Consider the following 19999-nt stretch of genomic DNA (forward strand, 5'->3'; position numbering starts at 1 on the left):
GTATAAAGTTGGTTTAGTAAGGAAAAACTAACAAAATAATAGTTCGTAATGTGAAAAATGTGGTTTTTGAGAATAAAACCCTTTTTCTTTTTTGTCTTATAAGAAAAGGCCTTTTGGATTGTTTTAGCCAATCAAGGCGCCTTCGTTCTATAAGACAGCAATAGATGCACTATAACGCTTGATTTGAGGGGTGAATCAGTTGACAGGTCAACTAGTTCAGTATGGACGACACCGTAGGCGGAGAAGTTACGCACGAATCAGTGAAGTATTAGAGTTACCAAATCTTATTGAAATCCAAACCTCTTCTTATCAATGGTTTTTGGATGAAGGATTGCGTGAGATGTTTCAAGATATTTCACCGATCGAGGACTTCACTGGTAATCTGTCTCTTGAGTTTATTGATTACAGCCTTGGCGAACCTAAGTATTCCGTTGAGGAATCGAAGGAACGAGATGTTACATATTCAGCGCCATTGCGAGTAAAAGTTCGTCTTGTCAATAAAGAGACGGGCGAGGTGAAAGATCAGGATGTCTTCATGGGTGATTTTCCTTTGATGACAGAAACTGGAACCTTTGTTATTAACGGAGCGGAACGGGTTATCGTTTCGCAATTAGTACGCTCTCCAAGTGTGTACTATAGCGGAAAAGTTGATAAAAATGGTAAAAGAGGCTTCGCTGCCACTGTAATTCCGAACCGTGGTGCTTGGTTAGAGTATGAAACTGATGCCAAAGATGTGGTTTACGTAAGGATAGATCGTACGAGGAAATTACCTGTTACGGTTCTTTTGCGTGCACTCGGATTTGGTTCTGATCAAGAAATTCTTGATTTAATCGGGGAGAACGAATACATTCGTAATACTCTCGAAAAGGACAACACAGAAGGTACAGATAAAGCGTTATTAGAGATTTATGAGCGTCTGCGTCCAGGTGAACCACCAACCGTTGAGAACGCGAAAAGCTTATTAGTTTCTCGATTTTTTGATCCGAAGCGCTACGATTTAGCAAATGTAGGGCGTTATAAGATCAACAAGAAACTTCATATAAAGAATCGTTTATTTAATCAGCGTTTAGCAGAAACACTTGTCGATCCTGAAACAGGTGAAATCATTGCTGAAAAAGGAGCGCTGCTTGATCGACGTACGTTAGATCGTATTATTCCACATTTAGAGAAAAATATTGGTTTTAAAACGATCACTCCTGTTGGTGGTGTCGTTGAGAACGATGTTTTACTTCAATCAATAAAAATTTATGCTCCAAATGAAGACGGAGAGAAAGTCATTAATGTTATTGGAAATGCTTATGTAGAAGAAGCTGTCAAGAACATTTCTCCGGCAGATATCATTGCTTCTATTAGTTATTTCTTTAATTTGCTCTACGGAGTAGGGGACACAGATGATATCGATCACTTAGGAAACCGTCGTCTTCGTTCAGTTGGTGAGCTTTTACAAAACCAGTTCCGCATCGGGTTGTCTCGTATGGAACGTGTTGTTCGTGAAAGAATGTCGATTCAAGATACGAATACGATTACTCCACAACAACTGATCAATATTCGTCCAGTGATCGCTTCTATTAAAGAATTCTTTGGAAGCTCACAGTTGTCTCAATTTATGGATCAGACGAATCCATTAGCGGAGCTTACGCATAAGCGTCGTCTATCTGCATTAGGACCAGGTGGTTTAACGCGTGAACGCGCAGGGATGGAAGTGCGTGACGTTCACTATTCCCACTATGGTCGTATGTGTCCAATTGAAACACCTGAGGGACCAAACATTGGCTTGATCAACTCCTTATCTTCCTATGCAAAGGTGAACCGCTTTGGTTTCATTGAAACTCCATACCGTCGCGTTGATCCTGAAACAGGAAAAGTAACCAATCAAATTGATTACTTAACTGCTGATGAGGAAGATAACTATGTTGTCGCCCAAGCGAATGCTCGTTTAGGTGAAGATGGCTCCTTCTTAGATGAAGATATTATTTCGCGTTTCCGTGGGGAAAACACGGTTGTAAAAAGAGAACGCATTGATTATATGGATGTTTCTCCTAAACAGGTAGTATCTGCTGCAACGGCGTGTATCCCGTTCTTAGAAAACGATGACTCGAACCGTGCCTTGATGGGTGCGAACATGCAACGACAAGCTGTTCCACTTATGCAACCAGAGGCACCGCGTGTCGGCACAGGGATGGAGTATGTCTCCGGTAAGGATTCTGGAGCTGCTGTTATCTGTAAGCACGAAGGTATTGTTGAGCATGTTGAAGCGCGTGAAGTTTGGGTTCGCCGCATTACTGTTGTAGATGGTCAAGAAGTAAAAGGGAACCTTGATAAATACCGGATGTTAAAGTTTGTCCGTTCAAACCAAGGTACTTGTTACAATCAGCGCCCGATCGTCGCTGTTGGCGATCGTGTGACAAAAGGGGAAATCCTTGCTGATGGACCTTCAATGGAACTTGGAGAACTTGCTCTTGGACGAAACGTGTTAGTCGCATTCATGACATGGGATGGTTATAACTATGAGGATGCCATCATCATGAGCGAGCGTTTAGTTAAAGATGATGTTTATACTTCGATTCATATTGAAGAGTATGAGTCAGAGTCTCGTGATACAAAATTGGGGCCGGAGGAAATCACCCGTGACATTCCAAACGTTGGGGAAGATGCGCTGAGAAATCTTGATGAGCGCGGAATTATTCGCATCGGTGCGGAAGTAAAAGATGGGGATTTGCTAGTCGGTAAAGTAACACCTAAAGGAGTAACGGAGCTTACTGCAGAAGAACGTTTATTACACGCGATCTTTGGTGAGAAAGCCCGTGAAGTTCGTGATACGTCACTTCGTGTACCACATGGTGGCGGAGGAATTGTCCATGACGTGAAAGTTTTCAACCGTGAAGATGGTGATGAACTTCCTCCAGGTGTGAACCAGTTAGTTCGTGTTTATATCGTTCAGAAACGTAAAATTCACGAAGGCGATAAAATGGCTGGACGTCACGGTAACAAAGGGGTTATCTCTCGTATTTTACCAGAAGAGGATATGCCGTATTTACCAGATGGGACGCCGGTTGATATTATGTTAAACCCACTAGGGGTTCCTTCTCGTATGAACATCGGTCAGGTGTTAGAGCTTCATTTAGGAATGGCTGCGAGACAGCTAGGCATTCATGTTGCTTCACCGGTATTCGATGGTGCACGTGAGGAAGATGTGTGGTCAACGATAGAAGAAGCTGGAATGGATCGCGATGCAAAAACGATCCTTTATGATGGACGCTCTGGTGAGCCGTTCGATAATCGTGTTTCTGTTGGGGTTATGTACATGATTAAGCTTGCTCACATGGTTGACGATAAACTCCATGCACGTTCAACAGGTCCTTATTCACTTGTTACTCAGCAGCCGCTTGGTGGTAAAGCTCAGTTTGGTGGACAAAGATTTGGAGAAATGGAAGTTTGGGCGTTAGAGGCCTATGGTGCAGCTTATACCCTACAAGAAATTTTAACCGTAAAATCCGATGACGTCGTTGGACGTGTGAAAACATACGAGGCGATCGTCAAAGGTGAAAATGTTCCTGAACCAGGTGTCCCTGAATCATTCCGCGTATTGATGAAAGAACTTCAAAGCTTAGGAATGGATGTTAAAATCCTTTCTGGCGATGAAAAGGAAATCGAAATGCGTGATTTAGAGGATGATGAAGAGGGGCAGGCAGAATCATTAACCGTCGCTCCTGTCAGTGAGGAAACCGAATCCGAAAAAGTCGGGATACAAGAATAATTTAAACTGTACGAGTTCATGAAATGCGCAGTTTCTCTCGGTTGCTACGGGGGAAACTGCGGAAAATTGTAATCATAGATTAGCAAAAAGGGTAAAACCTGTAGATCAAAAGGGAGGTAGGCCCCTTGCTGGATGTCAATAATTTTGAATATATGAAGATCGGTCTAGCTTCACCCGACAAAATTCGCTCTTGGTCATTTGGTGAAGTTAAAAAACCAGAAACAATCAACTATCGTACATTAAAACCAGAAAAAGATGGTCTTTTCTGTGAACGCATTTTTGGACCACAAAAAGACTGGGAATGCCATTGCGGAAAATACAAACGTGTTCGTTATAAAGGCGTTGTTTGTGATCGTTGTGGTGTTGAAGTAACAAGAGCTAAGGTTCGCCGTGAGCGTATGGGACATATTGAATTAGCTGCTCCTGTCTCACATATTTGGTATTTTAAAGGTATCCCAAGCAGAATGGGATTAATTTTAGACATGTCTCCACGTGCTTTAGAAGAAGTCATTTATTTTGCTTCTTATGTGGTTACTGAACCAGGTGATACTCCGCTAGAAAAGAAACAACTTTTATCTGAGAAGGAATACCGCGCATATCGTGATAAATACGGTAACAAGTTCCAAGCTTCTATGGGTGCAGAATCGATAAAAAAGCTTTTGACTGATATCGATCTCGATAAAGAAGTTGATTTCTTAAAAGAAGAATTAAAAACAGCCCAAGGTCAACGTCGCACAAGAGCGATTAAACGACTTGAAGTGTTAGAAGCATTCCGTAATTCAGGAAATGAGCCATCTTGGATGATTTTAGATGTGCTTCCAGTTATTCCACCGGAACTTCGCCCGATGGTTCAATTAGATGGGGGACGTTTTGCGACATCCGATTTAAATGATCTATATCGCCGAGTGATTAACCGCAATAACCGTCTTAAGCGTCTATTGGATTTAGGAGCACCTAGCATCATCGTACAAAATGAAAAACGTATGCTCCAAGAAGCTGTCGATGCATTAATTGATAACGGTCGTCGTGGACGCCCAGTTACTGGACCGGGTAACCGTCCGTTAAAATCTCTTTCACATATGCTTAAAGGGAAACAAGGACGTTTCCGTCAAAACCTTCTTGGTAAGCGTGTTGATTATTCAGGACGTTCCGTTATCGTAGTTGGACCGAATTTGAAGATGTATCAATGCGGATTACCGAAGGAAATGGCGATCGAATTATTCAAGCCTTTCGTGATGAAGGAGCTTGTTGAAAAAGGATTAGCCCATAATATCAAATCGGCCAAGCGTAAAATCGAGCGTTTATCCCCTGAGATTTGGGATGTGCTTGAAGATGTCATTAAGGAGCATCCGGTACTTTTAAACCGCGCCCCTACTTTACACAGACTTGGGATTCAGGCGTTTGAACCAACGCTTGTAGAAGGTCGTGCCATTCGCCTTCATCCACTCGTATGTACAGCATACAATGCGGACTTTGATGGTGACCAAATGGCGGTACACGTTCCGTTATCCTCTGAAGCGCAAGCGGAAGCAAGACTTCTCATGCTTGCAGCACAGAACATTCTTAACCCTAAAGACGGGAAACCGGTTGTTACTCCATCGCAGGATATGGTTCTTGGTAACTATTACCTTACGCTGGAGCGAGAGAATGCTGTCGGTGAAGGAATGGTCTTTAAGGATACGAATGAAGCATTAATTGCTTACCAAAATGGCTATGTTCACCTGCATACTCGTGTAGCTGTGCATGCAGCGTCTTTAAATAACGAAACATTTACAGAAGAACAAAATAATATGCTTCTTATTACAACAGTAGGTAAATTGATTTTTAATGAGATCTTACCAGAATCATTCCCTTATATTAATGAACCTACAAAAGCTAATTTAGAGGAGGAAACTCCGAAGAAGTACTTTGTAGAAAAGGGTGCAGATGTAAAAGAAGTCATTAAAGGATTACCGTTGGTAGACCCATTCAAGAAGAAAATTCTTGGGAATATCATTGCTGAGGTATTTAAGCGATTCAAAATTACTGAGACATCTAAAATGCTTGACCGCATGAAGAATCTTGGTTTCAAATACTCTACAAAAGCTGGTATCACAGTTGGTGTAGCAGATATCGTTGTATTGAAAGAAAAGCAAGAAATTATCGAAGAGGCACAAAGCAAAGTAGATAACGTGATGAAGCAATTCAGACGTGGTTTAATCACGGAAGATGAACGCTATGATCGTGTAATTTCCATTTGGAGTGCAGCGAAAGATAATATTCAAGCAAAACTAATGAAATCATTAGAAAAGACGAACCCTATCTTTATGATGAGTGACTCAGGTGCCCGCGGTAACGCATCAAACTTCACCCAGCTAGCTGGTATGCGTGGATTGATGGCGAACCCGGCTGGACGTATCATTGAGTTGCCGATTATCTCAAGTTTCCGTGAAGGTTTAACCGTATTAGAGTACTTTATCTCTACGCACGGTGCCCGTAAAGGTCTTGCAGATACGGCGCTTAAAACGGCTGACTCTGGTTACTTAACACGCCGACTTGTTGACGTAGCGCAAGATGTCATCGTCCGTGATGATGATTGTGGTACAGATAGAGGATTGTTAGTTTCTGCTCTACGTGATGGAACTGAAATTATTGAATCCTTAGATGAGCGTTTAATTGGTCGCTACGCGAGAAGAGCGATCAAACATCCGGAAACAAACGAAGTTATCGTTCCTGAAAATGGCCTTATTACAGAAGATTTAGCTGTAGAGATTATGGAAGCAAATATTGAAGAGGTATGGATCCGTTCAGCCTTTACATGTAATACTCGCCATGGTGTATGTAAAAAATGTTATGGACGTAACCTTGCAACTGGCCAAGAAGTTGAAGTGGGTGAAGCGGTTGGTATTATCGCAGCTCAGTCAATCGGTGAGCCAGGTACACAGTTAACAATGCGTACATTCCACACAGGTGGGGTTGCTGGAGACGATATTACACAAGGTCTACCGCGTATTCAAGAAATCTTTGAAGCACGTAATCCAAAGGGTCAAGCGGTTATATCTGAAATTGATGGTGTGGTCGTAGGCATTAACGAAGGTCGAGATCGTCAACATGAGATCGTTGTTCAAGGGGAAATTGAATCACGTACGTATACGGCTCCTTATACTGCACGCTTAAAGGTTGCTGTTAATGACCGTGTAGAACGTGGTCAAGAACTCACAGAAGGTTCAATCGATCCGAAAGAGCTTATCAAAGTAAAAGATGTAACAGCAGTTCAAGAGTACTTGCTTAAAGAAGTACAGAAGGTATATCGAATGCAAGGGGTTGAAATTGGCGATAAGCACGTAGAAGTAATGGTTCGTCAAATGCTTCGCAAAATCCGTGTCGTCGATGCAGGGGAAACAGATGTTTTACCAGGTTCCTTACTCGATATTCACCAATTTACAGATGCAAACGAAAAAGCCTTGCTTGAAGGGAAATTACCAGCAACCGGTCGTCCGGTATTGCTTGGTATCACGAAAGCTTCTCTTGAAACGGATTCCTTCTTATCCGCTGCTTCTTTCCAAGAAACGACAAGAGTTCTTACAGATGCTGCGATTAAAGGAAAACGTGATGAGTTACTAGGATTAAAGGAAAATGTAATTATTGGTAAACTTGTTCCAGCTGGTACGGGTATGCAACGCTACCGCAAAGCGGAACCAGTTGCTGCAATCGAAGAATCAGAAGACATTGTAACGGTTGAGTAAAGTAAAAAATGCGGTGCTTACCAAATGGTGAGTACCGCATTTTTAGAATGAGTTTTGAAATGGTTGTGAGCGTGGACGAGTTGAGGATATTAAAAATTCAAGTTGCAGCGTGATAAAATGAATCATGACAAACCATCTCTAATAAAATTTTAAACTTTTATTGACATTGGTTTTAGAAAATGCTAATATAGCAAAGGTGCTCCTATTACCTGTTACTTTGGAGGATATGATCGATGTCTTATGAAAAAGTATTGCAGGCGAAAAATTTTATAGTAGGAACAAAGCAGACGGTAAAAGCGCTGAGGAACGGAAACGTAAAAGAAGTACTAGTAGCGTCTGATGCTGATCCCCATGTGACAGCTTCAGTCGTAAGTGCAGCTAAAGAAACAAACACCCCGGTAATCTATGTTGATTCTATGAAATCACTAGGGAAAGCTTGTGGCATTGAAGTTGCCGCATCTACCGTTGCGATAACCCATTAAAAACTGTTTTTGCAGATTAACTGCAAGGACTTTGTTTTTTGTTTCAAAATGAACCACCTGGATGTGTGGGCTTAAATGAAAAAGTGAAGGGAGGAAACATAAATGCCTACTATTAACCAATTAGTGCGCAAGCCTCGTAAATCAAAAGAGGAAAAGTCAAAATCACCAGCACTTAACAAAGGTTATAACAGCTTCAAAAAAGCACAAACTGATGTATCATCTCCACAAAAACGCGGTGTTTGTACTCGTGTTGGTACAATGACTCCGAAGAAACCGAACTCAGCGTTACGTAAATACGCTCGTGTACGTTTAACAAACGGCATTGAGGTAACTGCATACATTCCTGGTATCGGACACAACCTACAAGAGCACAGCGTAGTATTAATTCGCGGCGGACGTGTAAAAGACTTACCGGGGGTACGTTACCACATTGTTCGTGGAGCTCTAGATACAGCTGGAGTAAACAACCGTATGCAAGGTCGTTCTAAATACGGTACGAAGAAACCAAAAGCAGCAAAGAAATAAAAACTTAAAATGATAAGCTTCTTTGAAAGGAGGAAGAAATATGCCACGTAAAGGTCCTGTAGCAAAAAGAGACGTATTACCAGATCCAATTTACAATTCAAAATTAATTACTCGTTTAATCAACAAAATGATGGTTGATGGTAAAAGAGGTAAGTCACAATCTATCCTTTACTCATCATTTGATATTATTCGTGAACGTACTGGCAAAGACCCAATGGAAGTATTTGATCAAGCTCTTAAGAACATCATGCCTGTTCTTGAAGTTAGAGCACGCCGTGTAGGTGGATCTAACTACCAAGTACCAGTAGAGGTGCGCCCAGAACGCCGCACTACTCTAGGTCTTCGCTGGTTAGTAAACTATTCACGTCTTCGTGGTGAAAAGACAATGGAAGAGCGTCTTGCTAACGAAATTCTTGATGCGGCTAACAACACTGGTGCATCAGTGAAAAAGCGTGAAGATACACATAAAATGGCTGAAGCAAACAAAGCATTTGCACATTATCGTTGGTAATCTCTTTATAATAAAAAATACACTCATATGGAAGGAGAAAAACTGAATGGCAAGAGAGTTCTCCTTAGAAAATACTCGCAATATCGGTATCATGGCACATATTGATGCTGGTAAAACAACAACAACTGAGCGCGTACTCTATTACACTGGTCGTATTCATAAGATCGGTGAAACACATGAAGGTGCGTCTCAAATGGACTGGATGGAGCAAGAGCAAGAACGTGGGATCACAATTACATCTGCAGCAACAACTGCACAATGGAAAGGTCACCGCGTTAACATCATCGATACACCAGGACACGTAGACTTCACAGTTGAAGTTGAACGTTCTCTTCGTGTACTAGATGGTGCTGTAGCTGTTCTTGATGCACAGTCTGGTGTTGAACCACAAACAGAAACAGTTTGGCGTCAAGCAACAACTTATGGAGTTCCACGTGTTGTATTCGTTAATAAAATGGATAAGCTAGGTGCGGACTTCCTTTATTCTTTAAAAACTCTTCATGATCGCCTACAAGCTAACGCTGTAGCAATCCAATTACCAATTGGAGCAGAAGATGCGTTCGAGGGAATCATTGACCTTGTAGAAATGAAAGCTACTTTCTACGGAAATGACCTTGGAACGGATATTGAAGAGCGTGAAATTCCTGCTGAATATATGGATCAAGCTGAGGAATACCGTGAGAAGTTAATTGAAGCAGTGTCAGAACTTGACGAAGACTTAATGGAAAAATACCTTGGTGGTGAAGAAATCACTACGGATGAGTTAAAAGCGGCTATCCGTAAAGGTACTGTTAATGTTGAATTATACCCAGTTATCTGTGGTTCTGCTTTCAAAAACAAAGGTGTTCAAAAAATGCTAGATGCAGTTATTGATTACCTTCCATCACCATTAGATGTTCCTTCTATCAAAGGTACACTTCCTGATAGTGATGAAGCAGTTGAACGTCATTCAGACGACAACGAGCCATTCTCTGCACTTGCATTTAAAGTTATGACTGACCCTTATGTTGGTAAATTAACATTCTTCCGTGTATACTCTGGTACATTAAGCTCTGGTTCATATGTACAAAACTCCACAAAAGGTAAGCGTGAGCGCGTAGGACGTATCCTACAAATGCATGCGAACAGCCGTGAAGAGATTTCAATGGTATACGCTGGAGATATTGCAGCAGCAGTTGGTTTAAAGGATACGACAACTGGTGATACTCTTTGTGATGAAAAGAATTTAGTTATTCTTGAATCTATGGAATTCCCAGAGCCGGTTATCCAATTATCTATCGAGCCTAAATCTAAGGCAGACCAAGATAAGATGACGACTGCACTTCAAAAACTACAAGAAGAAGATCCGACATTCCGTGCGCATACTGATCAGGAAACTGGTCAGGTTATCATCGCTGGTATGGGAGAGCTTCACTTAGATATCCTTGTAGATCGTATGAAGCGTGAATTCAAGGTTGAAGCTAATGTTGGTGCGCCACAGGTTGCTTATCGCGAAACGATCCGTACATCTGCTCAAGTAGAAGGAAAGTTCGCGCGTCAATCAGGTGGTCGCGGTCAATACGGACACGTTTGGATTGAGTTCTCTCCAAACGAAGAAGGTAAAGGCTTCGAATTTGAAAACGGCATCGTTGGTGGTGTTGTTCCACGTGAATACATCCCTGCAGTTCAAGCTGGACTTGAAGATGCTCTTGAAAGAGGACTTCTTGCAGGTTATCCAGTAGTAGATATTAAAGCAAGATTATTTGATGGATCATACCATGACGTTGACTCTTCAGAAATGGCGTTTAAAATCGCCGCTTCTATGGCTCTTAAAAATGCCGCATCAAAATGTAACCCTGTTATTTTAGAGCCAATGATGAAGGTTGAAGTTATCATCCCTGAAGAATATATGGGTGATATCATGGGTAATATCACTTCCCGTCGCGGACGTGTTGAAGGTATGGAAGCTCGTGGTAATGCACAAGTTGTCCGTGCTATGGTTCCACTTTCTGAAATGTTTGGTTATGCGACAACTTTACGTTCAAGCACTCAAGGTCGCGGAGTATTCTCTATGCATTTTGACCACTACGAGGAAGTACCAAAATCAATTTCAGAAGAAATCATCAAGAAAAATAAAGGTGAATAATTGATTTTCACTTGTCTTTAAAGTATAACTACTTATGTACGAAGCTGTAGGAGAAGGGATAACTTTTTCCTACAGCATCCATATACTTAAACTTTTCTATTTTAAAGGAGGATTTTCCTAATGGCTAAAGAAAAATTTGACCGTTCAAAACCACACGTTAATATCGGAACTATTGGTCACGTTGACCATGGTAAAACAACTTTAACAGCTGCTATCACAACTGTACTTGCAAAAGCAGGTGGCGGTGAAGCACGCGGCTATGATCAAATCGATAACGCTCCAGAAGAAAAAGAGCGTGGAATCACAATCAACACTTCTCACGTTGAGTATGAAACAGCTAACCGTCACTATGCACACGTTGACTGCCCTGGGCATGCTGACTATGTTAAGAACATGATCACTGGTGCTGCTCAAATGGACGGCGGTATCTTAGTAGTATCTGCTGCTGATGGTCCAATGCCACAAACTCGTGAGCACATCCTGCTTTCTCGTAACGTAGGTCTTGCACACCTTGTTGTTTTCATGAACAAGTGTGACATGGTAGACGATGAAGAGCTTCTTGAATTAGTAGAAATGGAAGTTCGTGACCTATTATCAGAATATGAATTCCCTGGTGATGATATTCCTGTAATCAAGGGTTCTGCTCTTAAAGCTCTTGAAGGAGATGCAGCTTGGGAAGAAAAAATCATTGAATTAATGAATGCTGTTGACGAATATGTTCCAAATCCAACTCGTGAAACTGATAAGCCATTCATGATGCCTGTTGAGGACGTATTCTCTATCACTGGTCGTGGAACAGTTGCTACTGGTCGTGTTGAGCGTGGCCAAGTTAAAGTTGGTGACGTAGTTGAGATCATCGGTCTTGCTGAAGAGCCAAAATCTACTACAGTAACTGGAGTAGAAATGTTCCGTAAGCTTCTTGATTATGCTGAAGCTGGAGACAACATTGGCGCACTTCTTCGTGGGGTTGCTCGTGAAGAAATCCAACGTGGTCAAGTACTTGCTAAACCAGGTTCAATTACACCACACACAAAGTTTAAAGCTGAAGTTTACGTATTATCAAAAGACGAAGGTGGACGTCATACTCCATTCTTCTCAAACTACCGTCCTCAGTTCTACTTCCGTACAACTGATGTAACTGGTGTTGTTAATCTTCCAGAAGGTGTAGAAATGGTTATGCCTGGAGATAACATTGAAATGAACGTTGAGCTTATTTCTCCAATCGCTATTGAAGATGGTACTAGATTCTCTATCCGTGAGGGTGGACGTACAGTAGGTTCTGGCGTTGTTTCTACAATCGTTGAGTAATTATTAACGAATATAAAAAGCAGATGGATGACGATCCATCTGCTTTTTTGTTTGTTTATTTTCTACTATCTACCTATTATTCAGCGTTTCTTTTTGTTCGATCCATTTGTGAATGGCAGAAATAATATTTTGCAATCCTTTTCCGCTTGGGGTTAATTCATATTGAACCTTTTTTAAAGAACCATCTAAATATTGCTTTTTGACAAGTCCTTCTTTTACTAATTCATTTAATCTTTCGGTTAGAAGTCTGTCTGAAATTCCTTCAATCATTTCCATTAATTCATAATATCTTTTCGGTCCGTCAAGTAAAGTATAAATGATCATACCGACCCATTTTTGACCGATAAATTCAATGGTTTTTTGATAATTCACGCAAATGCTGCTAGGATGTCCGTTATGATCGAGCAGGGTCTTGTTGTTATTTGGAGATGATTCCATTCATGTTCCTCCTAGTCTTATTAATACTTGCATTATAACATGAGAGCTCTTCCTTGACTCGTTAACTTACAAATGGTAAGTTATAAAAGCTAATAAATAGTAAGTTTAGGAGGGAATTCATAATGTCACAACTTGATCAAATTGTACAACAGCGTAAGTCTGTTCGTTCTTATGATCCGAAATACGTCATTTCTAAAGAAGAGATTGAAAATTTGTTGCGACTCGCTTCGGAAGCTCCATCTTCAAGTAATTTACAACCATGGCGTGTTATGGTAATTAAAAATAAGGAATTACAAAAAGAGCTCCGTGCAATTGGAAACAACCAGGCTCAAATTGAAGAATCTTCTGCGATTGTTGCGATTCTTGGTGATTCTGAAGCTTACAAAAACGCAGAGAAGATTTTCAATCAAAATGTAGAAGAAGGCCATGTTTCTCAAGAGATTGCCAATAACACGATTAAAAATACGTTAAACTTTTATCCAAATGTTCCTGAAGAAACAAGAAAACTAATTGCTGCCTATGATGCTGGTGCATTTGCTATGCAGTTCATGCTACTTGCGAAAGATCGTGGATACGATACAGTGACAATGGGTGGTTTTGATAAGGAAAAGTTTGCAAAGCGTTTTGAATTACCAGCAAACGTATTTCCGATAACGCTAATAGCTCTTGGAAAAGCCCAAGCTCCAGCTTTCGGGACATCAAGGTTGCCGGTCGAGTCTTTTACTACATTCTATGAATAATTTTTTGCCGTAGGGTTATTTAAAGTACAGCTCTTGGAAGAAAACAAGTTATTTTTCTCCAAGAGCCTATCATTAGCAAAGTTATGGCCAGACGGAAAAAACACCATACATCCACAATGATGTCTAAAATCCCCATTATGAAATAAAATTCCATCAGATTCAGTCGGGTCAAAAGCGCTCATACATTTTCTATAAGAAGAACAGCACATTCAATTTGAGCAATGTGTGAAAGCATTGATATTTTCCTAACTGAACTAATTTAGATGTCTTGTTCATTTAATAGTTCGACTATTTCCCGTCTACTTGAAAACGTCAGTAGTAGTCTATATAATAGAACAAGTGTGATTGATAAAGAAATGAAATTTTATATTGCATTTCCTTTATGATTCATTGTATAATAGACAATGTTGGTCTTTGACTGCGATGATGTGGAAGGTTGCTGACACACCCGGCCGCTTTGCCATGGCGAGTGTGTGGGAAATTTTCACGGAGAATGTCTATTTTAAAATAGGCGAAAAGGAGGGAAAATAATGGCAAAACAAAAGATTCGTATCCGTTTGAAAGCATATGATCACAGAATTCTTGATCAATCTGCAGAAAAAATTGTGGAAACAGCAAAGCGTTCTGGTGCTGCTGTATCAGGTCCGATACCGTTACCAACCGAAAAATCTGTTTATACAATTCTTCGTGCGGTGCATAAGTATAAGGACTCTCGTGAGCAATTTGAGATGCGTACTCATAAGCGTCTAATCGACATTGTGAATCCAACACCACAAACTGTTGATTCATTAATGCGTTTAGATTTACCATCTGGCGTAGATATCGAAATTAAACTTTAATTTTGAACTATAAGGATGTAACTTAGAAACTTCAAACATGAAATAAAAGATGATAATTAATAGGAGGTGTGACTGTAATGACCAAAGGAATCTTAGGAAGAAAAATCGGTATGACTCAAGTGTTTGCTGAAAATGGTGATCTTATCCCAGTAACAGTTGTTGAAGCAACTCCAAACGTAGTTCTTCAAAAGAAAACTGTTGAAACTGACGGATATGTGTCCGTGCAATTAGGTTTTGATGACAAGCGTGAAAAGCTTTCAAACAAACCTGAAAAAGGACATGTCGCAAAGGCAAGTACTGCTCCTAAGCGCTTCGTACGTGAATTCCGCGGAGAAGGTTTAGCTGAGTTAGAGGTTGGTCAGGAAGTCAAAGTAGATGTATTCGCTGAAGGCGATATCGTAGATGTAACAGGAATCTCAAAGGGTAAAGGTTTCCAAGGCTCTATCAAGCGCCATGGACAATCTCGTGGACCAATGGCACACGGTTCTCGTTATCACCGTCGCCCAGGTTCAATGGGTCCTGTAGCTCCAAACCGCGTATTTAAAGGTAAAGCACTACCAGGTCGTATGGGTGGCGAGCAAATCACTGTGCAAAACCTTGAAATTGTAAAGGTTGACGTTGAACGTAACCTATTATTAATCAAAGGTAACGTACCAGGAGCTAAAAAAGCTCTATTAAAAATTAAAAGTGCGGTTAAAGCATAATCATTAAGGCAGAAAGGAGGAAACAAGAATGCCAAAAGTAACATTGTTTAGCCAAGCTGGATCTCAAGTTGGTGAAATCGAACTTAATGATTCCATCTTTGGTATTGAGCCTAATAACCATGTGTTATTTGAAGCTGTTGTAGCTCAAAGAGCTTCTTTACGTCAAGGAACTCATAAAACAAAAATTCGTTCTGAGGTAGCTGGCGGTGGTCGTAAGCCATGGCGTCAAAAAGGAACAGGTCGTGCACGTCAAGGTTCGATTCGTTCTCCACAATGGCGCGGAGGTGGTACTGTATTTGGTCCGGTACCTCGCAGCTATAGCTATAAATTACCGAAAAAAGTTCGTCGCTTAGCGATTAAATCGGCATTATCTTCTAAAGTAGTAGAAGAAAACATTTTAGTATTAGAAAGCCTTGCTTTCGAAACTCCAAAAACTAAAGACTTCAAAGGTTTCCTAAAAGGTCTTTCTGTTGATTCTAAAGCACTTATCGTTACAGCTGATTTAGATGAAAACGTAGCATTATCTGCTCGTAACATCCCTGGTGTAACAGTTGTAACTGCTAGTGGAATCAACGTATTGGATGTTTTAGGTCATGATAAGTTAATCATGACAAAAGCAGCGGTTGAAAAAGTAGAGGAGGTGCTTGCATAATGGATGCACGCGAAATCATTAAGCGCCCCGTTATCACTGAACGTTCAACTGATTTAATGACTGAGAAAAAGTACACTTTCGAAGTTGACGTTAGAGCGAATAAAACTCAAGTTAAAGATGCTGTTGAAGAAATCTTCGGTGTTAAAGTTGAGAAAGTAAACGTTCAAAACTATAAAGGTAAATTTAAGCGCATGGGTAAATTTGGCGGTTATACAAATAAACGTCGTAAAGCCATCGTTAAATTAACTGCAGACAGCAAAGAAATCGAATTCTTTGAGGTTTAATTGATTAAAAGAAGAAGAGGAGGGAAAACAAATGGCGATTAAAAAGTATAAACCTACCTCTAATGGTCGTCGCGGTATGACGGTATCTGATTTCGCAGAAATCACAACAGATAAGCCGGAAAAATCATTGCTTGCTCCTTTAAAAAGCAAGGGTGGCCGTAACAACCAAGGTAAGTTAACAGTTCGTCATCAAGGTGGCGGTCATAAGCGTCAATATCGTATCATCGATTTTAAACGTAACAAAGATGGCATTCCAGGCCGCGTTGCTACAATCGAATACGATCCAAACCGTTCAGCAAACATTGCATTAATTCATTATGTTGATGGAGAAAAGCGTTACATCCTAGCTCCTAAGAATTTAGAAGTAGGTATGGAAGTAATGTCTGGACCAGAAGCAGATATTAAAGTAGGAAATGCTCTACCTTTAGCAAATATTCCTGTTGGTACAGTCGTACACAACATTGAATTAAAGCCAGGTAAGGGTGGACAATTAGTACGTTCTGCAGGTACGTCTGCACAAGTTCTTGGTAAAGAGGGCAAATACGTACTAGTTCGTTTAAACTCTGGTGAGGTTCGTATGATTCTTGCTACTTGTCGTGCAACTGTAGGTCAAGTTGGTAACGAGCAACATGAACTTATCAACATTGGTAAAGCAGGTCGTTCTCGCTGGTTAGGCAAACGCCCAACTGTACGTGGATCTGTTATGAACCCTAACGATCACCCGCACGGTGGTGGTGAAGGACGTGCGCCAATCGGACGTAAGTCACCAATGTCACCATGGGGTAAACCAACTCTTGGTGCGAAAACTCGTAAGAAAAACAATAAATCAGATAAATTTATCGTACGTCGTCGTAAAAAATAACGGGATTGGGCTACGGTTCCAACTAAGAGCCGTAGGGCAATCGCGAAGGGAGGTTCAATCATGGGTCGCAGCTTAAAAAAAGGACCTTTTGTTGATGAACATTTAATGAACAAGATCGAAAAGCTAAATGAAACAGAAGGCAAACAAGTGGTAAAAACTTGGTCACGCCGTTCTACGATCTTCCCACAATTCATCGGACACACAATCGCTGTTTATGATGGTCGTAAACATGTACCTGTATACGTCACTGAAGACATGGTCGGTCACAAGCTTGGAGAATTTGCTCCAACTCGTACTTACAAAGGTCATGCAAGTGATGACAAGAAAACAAGACGTTAATGAGAGGAGGCATTCAGATGCAAGCAAAAGCTGTTGCAAGAACAGTCCGTATTGCGCCTCGTAAAGCTCGTTTAGTTGTAGATCTAATTCGAGGAAAGCAAGTAGGTGAAGCAGTAGCGATATTAAAACATACGCCAAAAGCTGCTTCTCCAATCGTTGAAAAATTATTAAATTCTGCTATGGCAAATGCCGAGCATAACTACGAAATGGACGTTAATAGCCTTGTGGTTTCGGAAGTTTTCGTTGACGAGGGACCAACTTTAAAACGTTTCCGTCCACGTGCAATGGGTCGTGCAAGTGCCATCAACAAGCGCACTAGCCACATTACAATCGTATTAACAGAAAAGAAGGAGGGATAATCAGTGGGTCAAAAAGTAAATCCAGTCGGTTTGCGTATCGGTGTCATCCGTGATTGGGAGTCTAAGTGGTACGCAGGTAAAGACTATGCTGATCTTTTACACGAAGACCTAAAGGTTCGTGAGTATATCACTAAGCGTTTAAGTGATGCTTCTGTTTCTAAAGTAGAAATCGAGCGTGCTGCTAACCGCGTTAACATCACTATCCATACTGCTAAACCAGGAATGGTTATTGGTAAAGGTGGTACTGAGGTTGAAGCGTTGCGTAAAGCTCTTAACTCACTTACTGGCAAACGTGTACACATCAACATTCTTGAAATCAAAAAAGCTGATATCGATGCGAAATTAGTTGCGGAAAACATTGCTCGTCAATTAGAAAACCGCGTATCTTTCCGTCGTGCTCAAAAACAAGTTATTCAACGTGCAATGCGCGCTGGAGCTCAAGGTATCAAAACTATGGTATCTGGTCGTCTTGGCGGAGCTGACATCGCTCGTTCTGAAAGCTATAGCGAAGGAACTGTTCCACTTCATACTCTTCGTGCTGATATCGATTACGCTACTGCTGAAGCAGATACAACTTACGGAAAGCTTGGCGTAAAAGTATGGATCTATAAGGGAGAAGTCCTTCCAACTAAGAAGAAAACTGAGGAAGGAGGCAAATAATATGTTAGTGCCTAAACGCGTTAAATATCGTCGTCAACACCGTGGAAAAATGCGCGGTCAAGCGAAGGGCGGTACTGAAGTAACTTTCGGTGAATTCGGTTTACAAGCAACTGAAGCATCTTGGATTACAAACCGTCAAATTGAAGCTGCACGTATTGCGATGACTCGTTATATGAAACGTGGCGGTAAAGTTTGGATTAAAATTTTCCCGCATAAGCCTTACACAGCTAAGCCTCTTGAAGTCCGCATGGGTTCCGGTAAAGGTGCTCCAGAAGGATGGGTTGCAGTTGTTAAGCCTGGGAAAGTAATGTTTGAAATCGCAGGTGTTTCTGAAGAAATCGCACGTGAAGCATTACGACTTGCATCACACAAACTTCCTGTAAAATGTAAGTTTGTAAAACGAGAAGAAATTGGTGGTGAATCAAATGAAAGCTAATGAAATTCGTGACCTTACCACTGCCGAAATAGAACAAAAAGTTAAATCATTAAAAGAAGAGCTTTTCAACCTGCGCTTTCAATTGGCGACTGGACAACTTGAAAACACAGCTCGCATCCGTGAAGTACGCAAAGCGATTGCTCGCATGAAAACTGTTATTCGTGAAAGAGAGATCGGCGTCAATAATCGATAATCTTTGAGAGGAGGTTCGCACAATGAGTGAACGCAACCAACGCAAAGTTTACACTGGACGTGTCGTTTCAGACAAAATGGATAAAACAGTTACTGTACTTGTTGAAACATACAAGAAGCATCCATTATACGGTAAACGCGTTAAGTACTCTAAAAAGTACAAAGCTCATGATGAGCAGAACCAAGCAAAAATCGGCGATGTTGTACGTATTATGGAAACTCGCCCACTTTCCGCAACTAAACGTTTCCGTTTAGTAGAAGTAGTAGAAAAAGCTGTCATTATATAATGCTCGGAATTAGTTTTCATCCCGAAGGGAGGTTACACAAATGATTCAACAAGAAACACGTTTAAAAGTTGCTGATAACTCAGGTGCTCGTGAAGTACTTACCATTAAAGTTCTTGGTGGTTCAGGCCGCAAAACTGCTAATATTGGTGATGTTATCGTTTGTACAGTGAAACAAGCAACACCAGGAGGCGTTGTTAAAAAAGGCGACGTTGTAAAGGCTGTTATTGTTCGTACAAAGAGCGGAGCACGTCGTGCTGATGGTTCATACATTCGTTTCGACGAAAACGCATGTGTAATTATCCGTGACGACAAGAGCCCACGTGGAACACGTATTTTCGGACCAGTTGCTCGCGAACTCCGTGATAATAACTTTATGAAAATTGTATCATTAGCTCCAGAAGTACTATAATTTTAAAACTAATTGCCTTTAAGGAGGTGCGAACAGATGCATGTAAAAAAAGGTGATAAAGTAATGGTCATCTCTGGTAAGGATAAAGGCAAATCAGGTGTGATTTTAGCAGCTTACCCAAAACAAAGCCGTGTCTTAGTTGAAGGTGTTAATATTGTTAAAAAACACTCTAAGCCTAGCCAAGTGAATCCCAACGGTGGAATCATCAGCCAGGAGGCACCTATTCATGTATCAAACGTAATGCCAATCGATCCGAAGTCTGGTGAACCAACTCGCGTAGGCTACAAAGTGGAAGATGGCAAAAAAGTACGTGTTGCAAAAAAATCCGGTGAAGTTCTAGATAAATAGTTCAAATGAAGAAGGGA

At 40.9% G+C, this 19999-nt stretch carries 22 protein-coding genes; 21 read left to right on the forward strand and 1 reads right to left on the reverse strand.

Annotated features, from left to right (window positions below; all coding sequences use genetic code 11):
- The first annotated feature begins 199 nt into the window (after nucleotides 1–199).
- The 7 genes from rpoB (at nucleotide 200) to tuf (ending at nucleotide 12433) form a co-directional block, all read left to right on the forward strand.
- Nucleotides 200–3757: a DNA-directed RNA polymerase subunit beta gene (rpoB, locus tag PZE06_RS13515; RefSeq protein WP_150916152.1), complete on the forward strand. Its 3558-nt coding sequence runs from the start codon at nucleotides 200–202 to the stop codon at nucleotides 3755–3757.
- A 125-nt stretch (nucleotides 3758–3882) separates the two neighbouring features.
- A complete protein-coding gene (gene rpoC, locus PZE06_RS13520) occupies nucleotides 3883–7482 on the forward strand; it encodes a DNA-directed RNA polymerase subunit beta' (RefSeq protein WP_150916150.1) in 3600 nt (1199 codons plus the stop codon).
- A 233-nt stretch (nucleotides 7483–7715) separates the two neighbouring features.
- A complete protein-coding gene (locus PZE06_RS13525; RefSeq protein WP_150916148.1) occupies nucleotides 7716–7964 on the forward strand; it encodes a 50S ribosomal protein L7ae-like protein in 249 nt (82 codons plus the stop codon).
- A 102-nt stretch (nucleotides 7965–8066) separates the two neighbouring features.
- Nucleotides 8067–8489 (forward strand): 30S ribosomal protein S12, encoded by a 423-nt coding sequence (gene rpsL, locus PZE06_RS13530; RefSeq protein WP_150916146.1) that lies wholly within the window; start codon nucleotides 8067–8069, stop codon nucleotides 8487–8489.
- Between the two features lie 40 nt (nucleotides 8490–8529).
- Complete coding sequence (rpsG, locus tag PZE06_RS13535) at nucleotides 8530–9000, forward strand: 30S ribosomal protein S7 (protein WP_019157082.1); 471 nt, start codon at nucleotides 8530–8532, stop codon at nucleotides 8998–9000.
- Between the two features lie 46 nt (nucleotides 9001–9046).
- Nucleotides 9047–11125, forward strand: a complete 2079-nt coding sequence (fusA, locus tag PZE06_RS13540; protein ID WP_150916144.1) for an elongation factor G — start codon at nucleotides 9047–9049, stop codon at nucleotides 11123–11125.
- Between the two features lie 120 nt (nucleotides 11126–11245).
- On the forward strand, nucleotides 11246–12433 hold the full coding sequence (tuf, locus tag PZE06_RS13545; protein WP_150916142.1) for an elongation factor Tu: 1188 nt from the start codon (nucleotides 11246–11248) through the stop codon (nucleotides 12431–12433).
- A gap of 69 nt (nucleotides 12434–12502) precedes the next feature.
- Here the strand turns inward: tuf and PZE06_RS13550 are convergent, their stop codons facing one another.
- Nucleotides 12503–12871: a winged helix-turn-helix transcriptional regulator gene (locus PZE06_RS13550; RefSeq protein ID WP_150916140.1), complete on the reverse strand. Its 369-nt coding sequence runs from the start codon at nucleotides 12869–12871 to the stop codon at nucleotides 12503–12505.
- A 122-nt stretch (nucleotides 12872–12993) separates the two neighbouring features.
- Between PZE06_RS13550 and PZE06_RS13555 the strand changes: the two genes are divergently transcribed.
- From PZE06_RS13555 to rplX, 14 genes are all read left to right on the forward strand, one after another.
- A complete protein-coding gene (locus PZE06_RS13555) occupies nucleotides 12994–13611 on the forward strand; it encodes a nitroreductase family protein (protein WP_150916138.1) in 618 nt (205 codons plus the stop codon).
- 530 nt (nucleotides 13612–14141) lie between these two features.
- The gene (gene rpsJ / locus PZE06_RS13560) at nucleotides 14142–14450 is read left to right on the forward strand and encodes a 30S ribosomal protein S10 (RefSeq protein WP_003354783.1); all 309 of its coding nucleotides are present in this window, start codon (nucleotides 14142–14144) and stop codon (nucleotides 14448–14450) included.
- Nucleotides 14451–14527: 77 nt separating this feature from the next.
- Nucleotides 14528–15154, forward strand: a complete 627-nt coding sequence (gene rplC, locus PZE06_RS13565) for a 50S ribosomal protein L3 (protein WP_150916136.1) — start codon at nucleotides 14528–14530, stop codon at nucleotides 15152–15154.
- 28 nt (nucleotides 15155–15182) lie between these two features.
- The gene (gene rplD, locus PZE06_RS13570) at nucleotides 15183–15806 is read left to right on the forward strand and encodes a 50S ribosomal protein L4 (RefSeq protein ID WP_095313723.1); all 624 of its coding nucleotides are present in this window, start codon (nucleotides 15183–15185) and stop codon (nucleotides 15804–15806) included.
- Nucleotides 15806–16090 carry a 50S ribosomal protein L23 gene (rplW, locus tag PZE06_RS13575; protein WP_095313724.1) on the forward strand — a complete coding sequence of 95 codons (285 nt, stop codon included), beginning with the start codon at nucleotides 15806–15808 and terminating at the stop codon, nucleotides 16088–16090. Before rplD ends, rplW begins: the two co-directional genes overlap by 1 nt.
- 31 nt (nucleotides 16091–16121) lie before the next feature.
- Entirely contained in the window at nucleotides 16122–16952 is an 831-nt protein-coding gene (gene rplB / locus PZE06_RS13580; protein WP_095313727.1) for a 50S ribosomal protein L2, read from the forward strand.
- A gap of 60 nt (nucleotides 16953–17012) precedes the next feature.
- Nucleotides 17013–17291 (forward strand): 30S ribosomal protein S19, encoded by a 279-nt coding sequence (gene rpsS / locus PZE06_RS13585; RefSeq protein ID WP_095313729.1) that lies wholly within the window; start codon nucleotides 17013–17015, stop codon nucleotides 17289–17291.
- Between the two features lie 17 nt (nucleotides 17292–17308).
- Entirely contained in the window at nucleotides 17309–17650 is a 342-nt protein-coding gene (gene rplV / locus PZE06_RS13590; protein ID WP_095313732.1) for a 50S ribosomal protein L22, read from the forward strand.
- Nucleotides 17651–17653: 3 nt separating this feature from the next.
- Nucleotides 17654–18310, forward strand: a complete 657-nt coding sequence (gene rpsC / locus PZE06_RS13595) for a 30S ribosomal protein S3 (RefSeq protein ID WP_019157091.1) — start codon at nucleotides 17654–17656, stop codon at nucleotides 18308–18310.
- A gap of 1 nt (nucleotide 18311) precedes the next feature.
- A complete protein-coding gene (gene rplP, locus PZE06_RS13600; RefSeq protein WP_136833678.1) occupies nucleotides 18312–18746 on the forward strand; it encodes a 50S ribosomal protein L16 in 435 nt (144 codons plus the stop codon).
- Nucleotides 18736–18939, forward strand: a complete 204-nt coding sequence (gene rpmC / locus PZE06_RS13605) for a 50S ribosomal protein L29 (RefSeq protein ID WP_003351417.1) — start codon at nucleotides 18736–18738, stop codon at nucleotides 18937–18939. The genes rplP and rpmC overlap by 11 nt, the downstream gene beginning before the upstream one ends.
- Nucleotides 18940–18961: 22 nt before the next feature.
- Entirely contained in the window at nucleotides 18962–19225 is a 264-nt protein-coding gene (rpsQ, locus tag PZE06_RS13610) for a 30S ribosomal protein S17 (protein WP_019157093.1), read from the forward strand.
- A gap of 40 nt (nucleotides 19226–19265) precedes the next feature.
- A complete protein-coding gene (gene rplN, locus PZE06_RS13615; protein WP_126410598.1) occupies nucleotides 19266–19634 on the forward strand; it encodes a 50S ribosomal protein L14 in 369 nt (122 codons plus the stop codon).
- 36 nt (nucleotides 19635–19670) lie between these two features.
- Complete coding sequence (gene rplX / locus PZE06_RS13620; protein WP_019157095.1) at nucleotides 19671–19982, forward strand: 50S ribosomal protein L24; 312 nt, start codon at nucleotides 19671–19673, stop codon at nucleotides 19980–19982.
- The last annotated feature ends 17 nt before the right edge of the window (nucleotides 19983–19999 follow it).

The sequence above is a fragment of the Robertmurraya sp. DFI.2.37 genome, from assembly GCF_029211245.1.
In the GTDB taxonomy this organism is placed as follows: domain Bacteria; phylum Bacillota; class Bacilli; order Bacillales; family Cytobacillaceae; genus Robertmurraya; species Robertmurraya methanolica_A.